13 protein-coding genes are annotated in these 13,748 nt (G+C 73.4%); 4 read left to right on the top strand and 9 right to left on the bottom strand.

Annotated elements, in window-relative coordinates:
* Nucleotides 1–78: 78 nt before the first annotated feature.
* From ABEA15_RS13365 to ABEA15_RS13355, 3 genes are all read right to left on the bottom strand, one after another.
* Nucleotides 79–1,590, bottom strand: a complete 1,512-nt coding sequence (locus tag ABEA15_RS13365) for a sugar ABC transporter ATP-binding protein (protein WP_344142044.1) — start codon at nt 1,588–1,590, stop codon at nt 79–81.
* Complete coding sequence (locus ABEA15_RS13360) at nt 1,587–2,546, bottom strand: ABC transporter substrate-binding protein (protein ID WP_344142045.1); 960 nt, start codon at nt 2,544–2,546, stop codon at nt 1,587–1,589. Before ABEA15_RS13360 ends, ABEA15_RS13365 begins: the two co-directional genes overlap by 4 nt.
* Nucleotides 2,547–2,724: 178 nt before the next feature.
* Nucleotides 2,725–3,843: a class I mannose-6-phosphate isomerase gene (locus tag ABEA15_RS13355; protein WP_345556882.1), complete on the bottom strand. Its 1,119-nt coding sequence runs from the start codon at nt 3,841–3,843 to the stop codon at nt 2,725–2,727.
* A gap of 299 nt (nt 3,844–4,142) precedes the next feature.
* On the opposite strand from ABEA15_RS13355, the gene ABEA15_RS13350 reads away from it, so the two are divergent.
* Together ABEA15_RS13350 and ABEA15_RS13345 are read left to right on the top strand one after the other, a co-directional pair.
* Complete coding sequence (locus tag ABEA15_RS13350; RefSeq protein ID WP_345556881.1) at nt 4,143–5,171, top strand: LacI family DNA-binding transcriptional regulator; 1,029 nt, start codon at nt 4,143–4,145, stop codon at nt 5,169–5,171.
* A gap of 69 nt (nt 5,172–5,240) precedes the next feature.
* Nucleotides 5,241–5,942, top strand: coding sequence for a formylglycine-generating enzyme family protein (locus ABEA15_RS13345; protein WP_345556880.1), 702 nt, complete (start codon nt 5,241–5,243; stop codon nt 5,940–5,942).
* A 43-nt stretch (nt 5,943–5,985) separates the two neighbouring features.
* Here the strand turns inward: ABEA15_RS13345 and ABEA15_RS13340 are convergent, their stop codons facing one another.
* Both ABEA15_RS13340 and ABEA15_RS13335 read right to left on the bottom strand, forming a co-directional pair.
* On the bottom strand, nt 5,986–6,843 hold the full coding sequence (locus ABEA15_RS13340; RefSeq protein ID WP_344142050.1) for an SAM-dependent methyltransferase: 858 nt from the start codon (nt 6,841–6,843) through the stop codon (nt 5,986–5,988).
* A 167-nt stretch (nt 6,844–7,010) separates the two neighbouring features.
* Nucleotides 7,011–7,769, bottom strand: coding sequence for an SDR family oxidoreductase (locus tag ABEA15_RS13335; protein WP_345556879.1), 759 nt, complete (start codon nt 7,767–7,769; stop codon nt 7,011–7,013).
* A gap of 63 nt (nt 7,770–7,832) precedes the next feature.
* Between ABEA15_RS13335 and ABEA15_RS13330 the strand changes: the two genes are divergently transcribed.
* Nucleotides 7,833–8,294: a MarR family winged helix-turn-helix transcriptional regulator gene (locus tag ABEA15_RS13330; protein ID WP_344142052.1), complete on the top strand. Its 462-nt coding sequence runs from the start codon at nt 7,833–7,835 to the stop codon at nt 8,292–8,294.
* Between the two features lie 68 nt (nt 8,295–8,362).
* Here ABEA15_RS13330 and ABEA15_RS13325 read toward each other — a convergent pair whose 3' ends face one another.
* The 4 genes from ABEA15_RS13325 to ABEA15_RS13310 form a co-directional block, all read right to left on the bottom strand.
* Nucleotides 8,363–9,616, bottom strand: coding sequence for an Nramp family divalent metal transporter (locus tag ABEA15_RS13325; RefSeq protein ID WP_344142053.1), 1,254 nt, complete (start codon nt 9,614–9,616; stop codon nt 8,363–8,365).
* A 178-nt stretch (nt 9,617–9,794) separates the two neighbouring features.
* The gene (locus ABEA15_RS13320; protein ID WP_345556878.1) at nt 9,795–10,277 is read right to left on the bottom strand and encodes a carboxymuconolactone decarboxylase family protein; all 483 of its coding nucleotides are present in this window, start codon (nt 10,275–10,277) and stop codon (nt 9,795–9,797) included.
* A 189-nt stretch (nt 10,278–10,466) separates the two neighbouring features.
* The gene (locus ABEA15_RS13315) at nt 10,467–11,390 is read right to left on the bottom strand and encodes a serine hydrolase (RefSeq protein WP_344142055.1); all 924 of its coding nucleotides are present in this window, start codon (nt 11,388–11,390) and stop codon (nt 10,467–10,469) included.
* Nucleotides 11,387–12,277, bottom strand: a complete 891-nt coding sequence (locus ABEA15_RS13310; protein ID WP_345556877.1) for a LysR family transcriptional regulator — start codon at nt 12,275–12,277, stop codon at nt 11,387–11,389. Before ABEA15_RS13310 ends, ABEA15_RS13315 begins: the two co-directional genes overlap by 4 nt.
* Before the next feature lie 206 nt (nt 12,278–12,483).
* Here ABEA15_RS13310 and bla point away from each other — a divergent pair, with 206 nt between their 5' ends.
* Nucleotides 12,484–13,425, top strand: coding sequence for a class A beta-lactamase (bla, locus tag ABEA15_RS13305; protein ID WP_345556876.1), 942 nt, complete (start codon nt 12,484–12,486; stop codon nt 13,423–13,425).
* The last annotated feature ends 323 nt before the right edge of the window (nt 13,426–13,748 follow it).

The raw sequence follows: 13,748 nt of genomic DNA, 5'->3' as shown, positions 1-13,748 counted from the left end.
GGGATTGGGGAGGGGAAGGGGGCGGCCGCCGGGCCGGGCCGCCGGTCTCGCCGACCCGCGGCCCGGCCCGGCGGGTGCCTAACCGGTCCCGGCGGCGACGCCCGTGGCGTGCAGCATGACCGCCTCCTCGGTCGCCTCCGCGCGGGAGAGCTCGGCGGCGACGGTTCCGTTGCGCATGACCAGCACCCGGTCGCTGATGCCCAACAGCTCCGGCAGGTCGGAGGAGATGACCAGGACCGCGACGCCCTCGGCCGCCAGCCGGTCGACGATGCGGTAGATCTCCTGCTTGGCGCCGACGTCAACGCCGCGTGTGGGCTCGTCCAGCAGCAGCACACGGGGGGATACGGCCAGCCACCGGCCCAGCACGACCTTCTGCTGGTTGCCGCCCGACAGCTCGGCCACCCGCTGCAGCACCGACGAGCAGCGCACCCGCAGCGCGTCGATCTGCGACGCGACGCGCCGTGAGACGCGTCCGCGCCGCAGAACCCCCAGATCGCTGACCTGTCCCAGGCCCAGCCCGGTGGTGACGACGTTGTCGCGGATGGACATGTCCGGGAACAGCGCCTGCTCCTTGCGGCTCTCGGGTACGTAGGCGACGCCGTTCCTGGTCGCGTCGAGCGGACTGCGGTGGTGGACCGGGCGCCCGCCCACGCGCAGCCGCCCCCTGCGGGCGCGGGCCGCACCGAACAGCAGCTGGGCCAGCTCGGTGCGGCCCGCGCCGATGAGACCGCCGAGCCCCACGACCTCCCCGGCCCGCAGCGTCAGGTCGACCGGGCCGATGCCGGCGCCGTCGCCGATCCCCTCGGCCTCCAGTACCGGCTCGCCCGGCTCCTGCCGCCGACGCGCGTACAGGTCGGTGAGGGTGCGCCCGACCATGCGGGTGACGATGTCCTCGGGCTCCAGCTCGGTGCGCGGCGAGGTGCCCACCCAGTGGCCGTCGCGCAGGACGGTGACGGTGTCGGCCAGCCGGTAGACCTCCTCCATGCGGTGGCTGATGTAGAGCAGGCCCATCCCCCGCCCGCGCATCTCCTCCACCAGGGAGAACAGGCGCTGGGCCTCGGTCTCGGACAGGGCGGCGGTGGGCTCGTCGAGCACCAGCAGGCGGGCGTTCTGCGCGACCGCCCGCGCGATCTCGACGACCTGCTGCATGCCGACGCTGAGGGTGCCCAGGACGGTGTCGGGGTCGATGCCGCCGCCCACGCGCTCCAGCTTGGCGGCGGCCTCGCGCCGGATGCGCGCCCGGTCCAGCAGACCGAACCGGGTGCGGGGCTCGCGGCCCAGCGCGAGGTTCTGCGCGACGGTGAGGTTGGGTGCGAGGTTGAGCTCCTGGTGGATCACCGCGATCCCCAGGTCCACCGCGCGCTGCGGAGTGCTGATCGACACCGGGTTCTCGTCGATCTCGATCGTGCCCGAATCGGGGGTGTGCACCCCGGCCAGCATCTTGATCAACGTCGACTTGCCGGCGCCGTTCTCCCCCATCAGCGCGTGCACCTCGCCCGAGCGCAGTTCGAGATGGACGTCGGTGAGCGCCTGCACACCGGGGAACGCCTTGCTGACCCCGGTCATGCGCAGCAGCGGAGCCGCGGTCACTCCCAGCCCTCGTACTCGTCGAGGTTGTCAGCGGTGATCAGCTCGGTCTCGACGAGCTGCTCGGTGTTCTCCACCTGCTCGCCCTTGTACAGCTTCGTGGCCATCTCCAGGCCGGTGACGCCGAGCTGCTTGGGGTCCTGCGCGGCGGTCGCCTCGAACATGGACTCGGGGTCGGCCAGCTCCTTCTCGGCGGCGGGCGAACCGTCCACGCCGACGATCGCCAGGTCCTCGACACCGGTCTGCTCGGCGGCCAGGTTGGCGCCGAGCGCGGTGGGGTCGTTGATGGCGAAGATCCCGTCGACGTCGGAGTTGGCGGTGAGCATGTCGGTGGCGACGGTCAGCGCCTCCTCGCGGTTGTTGTCGCCGTGCTGGTGGCCCGCGACCTCGATGTCGGGGTAGTCCTCCATGACCTGCTCGCAGCCCTTGACGCGGTCCTGCACCGAGGAGATGGGGGTGCCGTCGATGATGAGGATGCGCCCCTCTCCGCCGATCGACTCGAACAGGTGCTCGCAGGCGAGGCGCCCGGCCTGAACGTTGTCGGAGGTGATGAAGGCTTCGGCGTTCTTGGCGGTGACGTCGACCGCGACGACCGTGATCCCGGCGTCGACCGCGCGCTGCACGGCCGGACCGATGCCCTCGGAGTCGACGGGATTGATCAGCAGCACGTCGATCTGCTGCTGGATGAAGGCGTCGATCTGCTCGTTCTGGGCGCCGAGGTCCTGGCGCCCGTCCTCGGTGACGACCTCGGCGCCCATCTCCTTGGCGGCGTCCTCGACACCGGACTGCATCGCGGTGAAGAAGGGGTTGCTCAGGTCCTGGACCATGAGGCCGATCGTCTCGATCTCGCCTCCCTCGTCCGAGTTGTCGACGGGACTCTGCGAGCTGCATCCGGAGAGCAGGAGGGTGCCGGCGGCCAGGGCGGCGAGGACGGTCTTGGTGTGCGGCAGGCGGTACATGATGCTCCTTCGGGAATCTGCTGCGCCGGAGGTCGGGGTTCCGGCGCCGGGGAGGGGTCGGGTTTCGCGGGGAGGGCCTGCAATGGGTGGGGAACGGCGGTCTCGGACGGGGTCTGCCGGCCGGCGGACGGTCCGGTGCCGCGCCGGTGCGGGGGCGGGGCGGGCGCGGCGGGTGCGGTCAGTGCGGCGCGCCGGTATCGGCGCCGGTCGCGGCGGCCGGTTCGGCGGCGGGTTCGGCGGCGGGTTCGGAGGCGGGTTCGGAGGTGCGCTCGAGCGCGGGGTCGGGCGGCCGGCACAGTACGGCGGTTGCCGCGCCGCTCATACGCAGCGGACCGGCGCCGTGCGGCAGCGCCAGCACGTCGCCGCGTGCCAGGCGGAGGTCGGTGTCGGCGGTGCGCAGCGTGCCGGAGCCGTCCAGCACGACGAGCACGCCGAACCCGGCGGGGACGCTTGTATCGGCCCCTTCCGGCGGCCGCAGCAGGTCGGCGCGGAAGAAGGGCGCGGCCGCGGGCGCCAGCAGCGGCCGGGGCCCCTCGGCGGGCGCGGCCGCGAGTGCGGCGGGCACGCGCAGCGCCTCCACTTCGGCGGCGCTGAGCGGGGTGCGGCGTACCGCGTCCAGCGCGACGTCGAACCCCAGCCCGAGATGGCCCTCGCTGGGACCGTCGATGGCGTAGCCGCGCCAGTCGAGCAGGATGGAGAAGTCGGTGGGCTCCTGGACCTCCAGCACGAACGCGCCGGCGCCGAGGGCGTGCGGCACGCCCGCGGGCACCACGACGGTGTCGCCGGTCCGCAGCGGTACCTCGTGCATCCGCTCCAGCAGGCCGGCGGTGTCCTGGCGTTCGACCAGGCCGGCGAGCTCACCGCGCTCGACCGGAACGCGAAAGCCCAGGTGGACGGTTGTGGCGTCCTCCGCGTCGAGGACGGCCCAGGCCTCGGTCTTGCCGTGGGCGCACCCGAGGTGGCGTCCGGCGAAGGCGCGGTCGGGGTGCAGGTGGACGGGCAGGCGCTCGCCGGCGTGCAGTAGCTTGGCCAGCAGCTCCGGCTGCGCGCCGAACCGCTCCACGTGCACGGGGCCGAGCCAGGCCGCCGGGTCGGCGGCGATGGCGTCGCGCAGCAGCGAACCGTCCTCCAGGCGGCTCAGCCCGGCGGGTTCGGCGCCGGACCGGGCGGTCGTCGACGCCAGCCACTCCTCGGGTGAGCGTTCACAACGCGGCGGGCCGCCGCGCAGGTCGGCTATGGCCGCACCTCCGCGATAGAAGTGCTCCATCGCCGCGACCGGCATCCGCAGGGGACGCATCCGCACCTCCTTCGACCTCCAGGACAGACAACGTTGTCCCCAGTACAGTGATCCGGCTCACTTGGACATGTCAAGAGGTATCCGGACATTCGACCTGCATAGCGGGGTGCAGCGGCGATGCCGGAGGGGGCCGGGCGCGTGGCCCGGAACGGCCGCAAGACAACGTTGCCTCGCCCCCGTGCATCCAGTACGTTGACGGCACCGGCGCCGCCCCGCGCCGAGTCGCCGAGCCCCGCCCCCAGGCCGAGGCAGGGCCGCGGTCGCCCTCCGCGCCGCCGACGAGACCGAGGAGCCCAGCCATGACCGACCAGGCCGCTGGGCCGGACCCCGGCCGCCGGCCCACGATGGTCGACGTCGCGCGGGCCGCCGGGGTGAGCCTCAAAACCGTCTCGCGCGTGGCCAACGGGGTGCCCACGGTGCGCGCCGACCTCGCCGAGCGCGTCCGCGACGCGATGGCCGAGCTGGGGTTCCAGCGCAACAACGTGGCCGCGAACCTGCGCAGCGGCCGCACCACGGCCACGATCGGGCTGATCATCCTCGATCTGGCCAACCCGTTCTACTCCACGATCGCCGCGGCGGCCGCGGCTGTGGCCGAGCGGTTCGACACCCAGCTGATCACCGCCAGTTCCGGCTGGGACGCGGTCCGCGAGCGCGAACTCGTGCTCGACCTGTGCGAGCGCCGGGTGGACGGGCTGATCGTCGCTCCCACCGGCGACGACCAGTCCTACCTGGGCGCCGAGATCGCGCGGGGCATGCCGGCGGTGTTCATCGACAGCCCGCCGAGCGGGTGCCTGGCCGACACGGTGCTGATCGACAACCGCACCGGCACCCGCGACCTCATCCGCCGGCTGCTCGCCGAGGGGCACCGCGAGATCGGGGTGATCACCGACTCGCTCAACGACTTCACGATGCGCGAGCGCCTGGCCGGGGCCGCCGAGGCCCTGGAGGAGGCGGGGATCGAGACCGGCCGACACTTCCGGAGGATCTACTCCGACCGCCCGCACGACGCCGGCGACGCGGTCGGCGCCATGCTGGACTCCTCCGAGCCGCCCACCGCGCTGTTCTGCGGCAACAACCGCATCCTGCTCGGCGCCGTCGAGGAACTCGCACGCAGGCGCGACCGGACGCGGCTGGCGGCGTTCGACGACTTCGAGTTCGCCAAACTGCTGCCCCGCCCGGTGACCGTCGTCGGCTATGACACGCGCACACTGGGACGCCTGGCGGCGGAGCTGGTGTTCCAGCGGCTGCGCAGGCCACGCTCGGCACCGGCGAACTACGTGGTCCCCACCTACCTGGTGGACCGCGGCATGGCGGCCGACCCGGCGTGATCGCCCCCGGCGGGCGCGTGCCCGCCTGGGCCCGGCGCCGCGCGGCGCGGCGCGCGTAATGTGGCGCCCATGACCGGACTCGAACCGGCGCCGCACCCGGCGGCCGGACCGGAGACGACCGCCCTACCCGCGGGGGAGATCGTGCTGCGGGACGAGGGCACGCGGCGGGAGTGGCGGGTGGCCCTCGACGCGTTCTCCATCGCGGCGTGTCCGGTCACGCTGGACCTCTACCGCGCCGTGCTGGGCGAGGGCGCCGCGGACGGCGCGGGCCCGTGCGCACCGGTCACCGAGGTCTCCTGGATCGACGCGGTGCGCTTCTGCGACCGGCTCTCGCTCGCGGCGGGGCTGCGCCCCTGCTACTCCGGCGAGCCGGGCCCCGACGGCCTGGGCATCGCCTGCGACTGGGCGGCCGACGGCTACCGGCTGCCCACGGAGGCGGAGTGGGAGTACGCCTGCCGGGCCGGCGGCGCCGCGGTCCGCTACGGCGAGCTGGACGACATCGCCTGGCACCGCGGCAACTCCGGCGGCGCTGCCCGCGAGGTCGCGACCCGGGCCCCCAACGCCTGGGGGCTGCACGACATGCTCGGCAACGTGTGGGAGTGGTGCTGGGACCGCTTCGACCCGCGGGTCTACGGCCCCTACCGCGTCTTCCGCGGCGGCGGCTGGAACGACCTGCCGCGCGGCTGCCGCGCCTCGTGCCGCCGCAAGAGCCACCCGACGCTGCGCACCGACGACCTGGGGTTCCGCCTGGCCCGGTCGCAGCCGGCGTAGCGGGAGGCCCCGGTCCGGAAGCGCGGAGCGCCCCCGGCCCCCGTCAGTCCCGCTCGGGCGGGCCGTCCCAGCGGGCGACACCGGCGAGCCCGGAGACCTGCTGGGAGGTGTAGTAGGGCTGGTTGTCGCGCGGGCGCCAGTCGGCCAGGTGCACCACGCCGGGCGGCACCGGGGTGACGTCCGCGAAGAAGGCCTTGATCTCCTCCTGCGTGCGCACGCGCAGGTTGGCGCTGGAGGAGCGGTACTCCTGGCTGGCGTAGTCGGCCCGGTCGGGGTGGCTGTCGGACTCGGCGTGGCTGATGACCAGGTAGGAGCCGGGCGCCAGGTGCTCCAGGTGGCGGCGCACCAGGTCGTAGGGGTGCTGGTCGTCGGTGACGAAGTGCAGCAGCGCCAGCATCAGCAGTCCGACCGGCCGCTCGGGGTCGATGCGCGCGGTGAGCTCGGGGTGGCGGTAGAGCCCCTCGGGTTCGCGCATGTCGTGCTGGACGACGCCGGTCAGCTCGGGGTCGTCGGCCAGCAGCGCCTCGGCGTGCACGCGCACGGCGGGGTCGTAGTCCACGTAGACCACGCGCGCGTCGGGGTGGCGGCGGCGGGCGACCTCGTGGACGGGGTCCTGGGTGGGCAGGCCCGAGCCGATGTCGATGAACTGGTCGATACCCTGCTCGCAGAGGAAGTCCACCGCCCGACCCAGGAACAGCCGGTTGGCCACGGCGCTCTGCCTGGTCTCGGGCAGGCTCTGCATGATCCGGTCGCCCAGCTCCCGGTCGACCGCGTAGTTGTTCTTGCCGCCCAGGTAGTAGTCGTAGAGCCGGGCGGGGCTGGGGACCGTGGTGTCGATGCCGGCGGGCGCGGCCGGATCGGGGGTGGAGGGCGCGTCGGTCATGGCGAAACCCGTTTCCATGCGTGCAGAAAAACGGCGATTCAGGAGGAATCGCCTCGACTCCAGCCACTCTAGAGCCACCCGGCCGATCCCGCGATCCCTTGCGCGCCGGGCCTTGCGGAAGCGGCGGCCGTGCCGCCGCCCGCCGCCGGTGCCGGTCCGACGGCGCGGCGCGCGCCCGCCGCTGCTCAGCGCGTGAGCTGCCGGCCGCCGGCGACGGAGAGCACCTCGCCGTTGACGTGCCCGTTGGCGCCGGAGCCGAGGAAGGCGACGGCGCCGGCGACGTCCTCGGGGGTGCAGATGCGGCCCGTGGGCGTCTCCTCCCCCTCCGCCTCGACCGCGGAGCGGCCCATCCGCGGGTGGTCGAGCGCCCGCTGGGTCAGCGTGAACCCGGGGCGCACGACGTTGGTGAGGACGCCGTGGCGGGCCTCGCGCACAGCGAAGACCCGCGCGGCCGCCTCAAGCGCGCCCTTGGCGGCCGGGTAGGCGGCCGCCGCGGGCATCGGCTGGGCGAGGACGTCGGAGGACACGAGCACCACGCGCCCCCACCCGGCGCTGCGCATCGCCGGCAGCGCCGCCTCCACCAGCGCCACCGGGCCGGCGGCGTTGGCGGTGAGCCCGGCGGTGAGCTCCTCCCAGCTGTACTCGAAGGAGGAGGGCCAGACGACGGCGTTGACCACCAGGACGTCGACGCCGCCCAGCCTCCGCTCCACCTCGGCCACGACCCGGGCGCAGGACGCCGGGTCGGCCTGGTCCAGCTGCACGCCCACCGCCCGGGCGCCCGCCGCTTCGGCGGCGCCCACGGACTCCTGCGCACCCGCGCCGTCGCTGTGCCAGCCGACCGCGACCGCGGCGCCTTCTGCGGCGAACGCGGTGGCGACGGCGCGGCCGATGCCACCCGAACCGCCGGTCACCAGGACCGTTCTTCCGTCGAGTTGCAGGTCCATGCCATCCTCCCAATTAGATAGCCGACTACTTATTAGCCGACTATACATCAGTAGCATGGGCGGGTGGAAAGCGAAGAGGCCAGGCGGGTCAACCGCGCGCTGAACAAGATGGGCAAGCTCTACCGCGAGGTGAAGTCCCGCAAGCTCGCCGAGCTGGGTCTGCACCCCGGTCAGGACGTGCTGCTGTGGCTGCTGGCCCAGGAGGAGGGCGGTATGACCGTCTCGCAGCTCGCGGCGCGCCTGGGCATCGAGCCTCCGACGGCCACGCGCACCCTGGCGCGGCTGGAGAAGCGGGAGCTGTTCCGCCGCGAGCCGGTGCCGGCCGACCGGCGCCAGGTGCGCGTCGTGCTGACGCAGGAGGCGCGCCGCCTGGTCCCGCGGATCGAGGCCGTCTGGGACGAGCTGGCCGAGGAGGCCCTGGGCGGACTGACGCGCGAGCGGCGGGAGGCCGTCGTCGAGGCGCTGGAGGACGCCGGAGACCGCCTCCGCGAGCAGGTCGCGGAGGCGGTTCTGGCGGAGGAGTAGGCCGGCCGGCAGCGGCGCCGCGGCCGGCCGGAGGGCCGCACCTCGCGCGGCCGGCCCTCGCGGCGCGCTCACGCGGCGGTGAGTCGGCTCCAGATCTCGTTTCCGCACAGGACGAGGAAGAGCCCGCCCGCCACCGCCAGGCCGACGTTGCTCACCACGCCGTTGCGCCACTCCTGCGGCGTGCGGCGGGTGTTCAGCAGCCACATCAGGGTGAAGGCCAGGAAGGGCATGAACGCCGAACCGAGGACGCCGTAGGCGATGACGAGCTGGATCGGCTTGTCGAACAGCAGCAGGAGCATGGACGGGAACGTCAGCCACAGCAGGAAGGCGCGGAACTCCCAGCTGGACTCCCGCTCCTCCACCGGCCGGTCGGCGCGCCCGCGGATGTTGCCCACGAAGTCGGCGAACATCAGGCTGACGCCGTGCCAGACGCCCAGCAGCGACGAATAGGCGGCCGCGAAGAAGCCGATGAGGAAGAGCACCGAGACGAACGTCCCGAAGCGCTCCTGCAGCACCTCGCCGAGCTGGATCAGTCCCTCGTCGCCTTCGGCGAGCGCGATCTGGGCGCTGTTCAGCAGCTCGGCGCCGACGATCAGCATCGCCACGACGAACACGCCGGTGGTGATGTAGGCGACCCTGTTGTCCAGCCGCATCATCCGGATCCAGCCGGCGTCGCGCCAGCCCTTGGCGTTGCACCAGAAGCCGTACGCGGCCATGGTGATCGTGCCCCCGACGCCGCCGATCAGGCCGAGGGAGTAGAAGAGCGAGTCGGGCGGGGTGGTCGGCACCAGGCCCGCCGCCATGGAGCCGATGTCCGGTACGAGGTAGACCGCCAGTCCGACCACGGTGACGAACAGGACCCCGATCAGCACGGTCATCACCCGCTCCAGCACGGGGTACCGGTTGAACCAGACGAACCCCAGCCCCGAGATCCCGGCCAGGACCGCGAACACCCACAGCGGCACCGAGGGGAACAGCGCCTGCAGGGGCAGCGCCGTCGCCGACATCGCGGTGGCGCCGTAGACGAAGCCCCACAGCACGATGTAGGGGCCGAAGAAGACGAACGTCCACAGGCCCATGCCGCGCCAGCCGTCGAAGATGGTCTGGCCCGAGGCGAGGTGCCAGCGCCCGGTGGCCTCGGCCAGCGCGATCTTCACGAGGCAGCCGACCACGACCGCCCACAGCAGGGTGTATCCGAACCGCTCACCCGCCACGAGGCTGGCGACCATGTCGCCCGATCCCACACCCGTGGCGGCCGCGACGATCCCCGGACCGATGAGCCGCCATCTGGGCTTGTGCTGCTCCTGCTGCTGTTGCGCCACAAGTGTCCCTTCGAGGTCGTCGCGCCGGGTGAGGGTGCCGCGGCGTAGTGCGATTCCACGACATTCCCCACATCCGAGGCAACCCGTGCAGCGGGACAGCTTCTCCGGATTCCGGGATCGACCGGACGCGCGGTGCGGTCGGCCGAGCGAGCGGCCGGCCGCACCGCGCTGCCCGGAACTAGCCGAACTGGTCGAACTGGCCGGGCCGGTAGTCGCCCGCGGGGTTCTGGACCATGACGTTGAGGCGGTTGAAGGTGTTGATGACGGCGATCGCGGACACCAGGGCGACGAGCTGGTCCTCGTCGTAGTGCTTGGCGGCGTTCTCCCAGGCCTCGTCGGTGACGCCGCCGGCCGCGTCCGCGATGCGGGTGCCCTGCTCCGCCAGTTCCAGGGCGGCGCGCTCGGCGTCGGTGAAGACCGAGGCCTCCCGCCAGGCGGCGACCAGGTTGAGGCGGGTCTGGGTCTCACCCGCGGCAGTGGCGTCCTTGGTGTGCATGTCGACGCAGAAGCCGCATCCGTTGATCTGGCTCGCGCGGATCTTCACCAGCTCCTGCGTCGCGGCCGGCAGGGACGAGTCCGCGAGCGCCTTGCCCGTGGCGACGAGGTGCTTGAGGATCCTGCCTGCGGTGGGGTTGCTCATGACGTCCAAACGGGGCTCCATGCCGGACTCCTTCTGCTGGGTTCGGTGTAGTCGGCGTACACATGACTGACGGAGTGGCCCGGACGGATGTGACACGCGCGGATGCGACGAGCGCGGATGTGACGAGCGTCTCCCCCTACCCGGCGCGGACCCGCGCGGCGGGCGGCAAGGGCGGCGGGCGGCAAGGGCGGCGGCCGCGGCCGGGCCCGCTCAGCCTCCGCGCAGGTGGTCGCGCAGACGGCGGGCGGTGCGCCCCATCAGCGCCTCGGCCGCGGGCTGGACGGTGGCGGGCACGCGCGAGGCGGTGAGCGCGGCGACGGCGAACGCCTGCCCGTCGGCGTGCTCGACCACGCCGAACTCGTGCCGCAGGTTCAGCAGGGTGCCGGTCTTGGACGACCACGCGGCCGCGTCGGAGGCGAAGTCGGGCGCCAGCCGCTGCCGCAGCACGTTGGCGCCCATCAGCTCGCGAACCCGCTCGGCCACCGCTGGCTGGACCGCAGAGGGCCGCCACAGCGCCTGCAGCAGCTCGACCAGCGCCCGCGCCGAACCGGAGTTGGCGCGGGTCGCGTCGAGCAGGGCCAGACCGTGCCCGCGCCCGGGCGTGCCCGCCTGGATGGCCAGGGTGTGGGCCAGGTGCGTCTCGCCGGGGTCGAGGCGCTCGGCCGGGGTCTCGTGCAGTTCGCTGAGCGTGTGGCGCACAGTGAGCCCCCGCAGGCCCGCCGACTCCAGCCACCGGGCCACCCCGGAGGGCGGGGTGAGTGCGAAGAGGGCGTCGGCGGCGGCGGTGTCGCTGATGCAGGTGCTCAGGTAGACGAGGTCCTCCAGCGCCGCCCACGCGGGATGGCGGAACCTGGTCAGCCCCATGGGCCCGGGCGTGGTGACGCGGCCCGGCTCCACCCGGACCGGCTCCGCGCCGTCCAGTTCGCCCCGGCGCACGCGCTCCAGGGTGGCCGCCGCCAGCGGCACCTTCACCAGCGAGGCGATCGGGTAGTCCAGGTCCGGGTCGATGCCGATCTCCTGCCCGGTGTCCAGGTCGCGCACCAGGAAGGAGCCGTGCAGACCGCCATCGTCGAGCTCGCGGCGGACGTCGCGGAGCAGGGCGGACTCGCCGCCGCCGAACGGGTCCGGGCTCACCGGAGCGCCTCCTCGCCGCGGTCGGCGCCGAGGCAGGCGGCCAGGCCCTCCGCGAGGTCGCGCTCGATGCGCTCGGCGTCCTCGCCCTCCCCGGCGGCGACGGCGTAGCCGCGCACCGGGTCGATCCCGCCCGCCGGGCGCCAGTGCAGGCCCAGTTCGGCGGCCTGTGCCGCCGAGCACAGCAGGAGATCGGCGGAGTCCAGCACGTGCGCCGCGGCGGTGGTGAAGGCCGAGGCCACCGCGATCTGGGCGGGCTGCAGGCCCACCGACTCGCCGAGCCGCCGGACCCGGTCGCGGATGTGGGGGACGTCGTCCTCGGGTTGGATCCACACGCGGCGCCGGACCTCGGAGTCGCCCCGGCCCACCCGCAGCGTCTCCAGGTGCACGGCCGCGGAGTGGTGTTCGGCCACGCTCGCAAACCCCAGCCGGACCCGCCATGCGGCCTCGTCGGCGGGCACGGCGGCGACGGACGCGCGCACCTGCCGGGTGCGCAGCAGGTCCTCGCGCGCCCGCGGCGGCGCAGGGTGCAGGTCCAGGCGGACGTCCTGGTGCAGCGCGGCGGCGCCCAGCAGCGCCAGCTCGCGCGTGCCGCACACGTCGGGCACGGCCAGCCGCAGCGGCGCGAGGCGGGCGCGTTCGGCGTCGTGCTCCATGGCCTCGGCCAGGGCGACCAGCCGCCGGGCCGAGGGCAGCATGTCGCGGCCGAAGGGGGTGAGGGTGGCGCGGCGGGTCGAGCGGTCGAACAGCCGCCCGCCCAGATGCCGCTCCAACGCGCCGATGCGGCGGCTGGCGACCGGCTGCGGGATGCGGGCGGCCGCCGCGCCGAGAGTGAAGCTGCCGCGTTCGCTCACGTAGACGAAGGCGACGCAGGCGCCGACGAGATCCATGGCCTGATCCTATGCCGGAATCGCATGGGAACCGCTGTTTCCGTCTTAGACAGCATCAGCGGGCACGGCCAGACTCTGCTGCGTGGCCGCCGAACGGCGGCCTCCCGCCCGCGCGCAGGGCGGTCGGGGGACTCCCGTGCCTGGTCACGGCTCCGAATCCGCATGCGCGCGGTCGGCAGAGTTCGCACCAGAGGAAGGCTTCGCCCATGAACCTCCGATTCCGCCGCAGTGCGGGGCTGACCGCGGCCGCCGCGCTCGTCCTCGCTCCGCTCGCCGGATGCGCCGCCGACGAGGGCGCCGCACCCACCGCCTCCCCCGTCGCGGCCTCGACCCCCGCGTCGGGGTCCGCGCCCTCGGTGCCGCGCGGCGAGTACGTACCCGACCTGAAGCGGCTGGAGAAGGAGCACGACGCGGACGTCGGGGTCTACGCCCTCGACACCGGATCCGGCGCGGCCGTCGCTTACAACGCCGGCGAGCGGTTCGCCTACGCCTCCACGCACAAGGCCTTCTCCGCGGGGGCCGTGCTGGAGCAGACCCCGATGGACGAACTGGACAGGCGCATCACCTACACCGAGGACGACCTGCTCGAGTGGGCCCCCATCACCTCGAAGCACGTCGACGAGGGCATGGAGCTGCGCGAGGTGATCGACGCGGCCGTGCGCTACAGCGACAACACGGCGGCCAACCTGCTCTTCGAGGAGCTCGGCGGGCCGGAGGGCCTGCAGGAGGCGCTGCACGGGATCGGTGACGAGACCACCCACGTCGACCGGATCGAGCCCGGACTCAACGACTACGAGCCCGGCGACATCCGCGACACCAGCACGCCGAAGGCCATGACGACCAGCCTGCGCGCCTACGCCCTCGGCGACGTGCTGCCCGAGGAGAAGCGGGAGCTCCTCGTGGACATGCTGCGCCGCAACACCACCGGCGACGCCCTGATCCGCGCGGGGGTGCCCGAGGGCTGGACGGTCGGCGACAAGACCGGGAGCGGCGGATACGGCACCCGCAACGACATCGCCGTGGTCTGGCCGCCGGATGACGACCCCATCGTCATGGCGGTCATGACCAAGCACGACGAGCCCGACGCCGAGACCGACGACGCCCTGGTGGCCGAGTCGGCGGAGGTCGCGGTCGACGCACTGGCCTGATCCCGGGCAACCCCGCACCGCCGCACCCCGAAGGCGGTGGAAGGACGCGCGAAACCTGGCCGCCTCACCGACTGAGGTGAAGCGGCCAGGTTCATCGGTCGATCGGCCAGGGAGACATTCGCTTCGATCCCGAGTACAGCAGAGGATCGACTCTCTAGGTTCCACGCACGATCAGGACATCAGTAGCCGTTCGCGTAACCGTTCCCGTTCCCGTCGCCGTTCCCGTTCCCGTTCCCGTTCCCGTCGCCGTTCCCGTCGCCGTTCCCGTTCCCGTTCCCGTTCCCGTTCCCGTTCCCGTTCCCGTCGCCGTTCCCGTTCCCGTC

It is taken from the genome of Streptomonospora halophila, from assembly GCF_039542725.1.
GTDB classification, from domain to species: domain Bacteria; phylum Actinomycetota; class Actinomycetes; order Streptosporangiales; family Streptosporangiaceae; genus Streptomonospora; species Streptomonospora halophila.
Note: the sequence above shows the minus strand (reverse complement) of the source record. Positions and strands in the feature narration are given on the sequence as shown.

Excerpts from the sequence above, each read along its gene's own strand:
- ABEA15_RS13360 (WP_344142045.1), bottom strand. The coding sequence starts at position 2,546 with ATGTACCGCCTGCCGCACACCAAGACCGTCCTCGCCGCCCTGGCCGCC.
- ABEA15_RS13355 (WP_345556882.1), bottom strand. The coding sequence starts at position 3,843 with ATGCGTCCCCTGCGGATGCCGGTCGCGGCGATGGAGCACTTCTATCGC.
- ABEA15_RS13350 (WP_345556881.1), top strand. The coding sequence starts at position 4,143 with ATGACCGACCAGGCCGCTGGGCCGGACCCCGGCCGCCGGCCCACGATG.
- ABEA15_RS13345 (WP_345556880.1), top strand. The coding sequence starts at position 5,241 with ATGACCGGACTCGAACCGGCGCCGCACCCGGCGGCCGGACCGGAGACG.
- ABEA15_RS13340 (WP_344142050.1), bottom strand. The coding sequence starts at position 6,843 with ATGGAAACGGGTTTCGCCATGACCGACGCGCCCTCCACCCCCGATCCG.
- ABEA15_RS13335 (WP_345556879.1), bottom strand. The coding sequence starts at position 7,769 with ATGGACCTGCAACTCGACGGAAGAACGGTCCTGGTGACCGGCGGTTCG.
- ABEA15_RS13320 (WP_345556878.1), bottom strand. The coding sequence starts at position 10,277 with ATGGAGCCCCGTTTGGACGTCATGAGCAACCCCACCGCAGGCAGGATC.
- ABEA15_RS13310 (WP_345556877.1), bottom strand. The coding sequence starts at position 12,277 with ATGGATCTCGTCGGCGCCTGCGTCGCCTTCGTCTACGTGAGCGAACGC.
- bla (WP_345556876.1), top strand. The coding sequence starts at position 12,484 with ATGAACCTCCGATTCCGCCGCAGTGCGGGGCTGACCGCGGCCGCCGCG.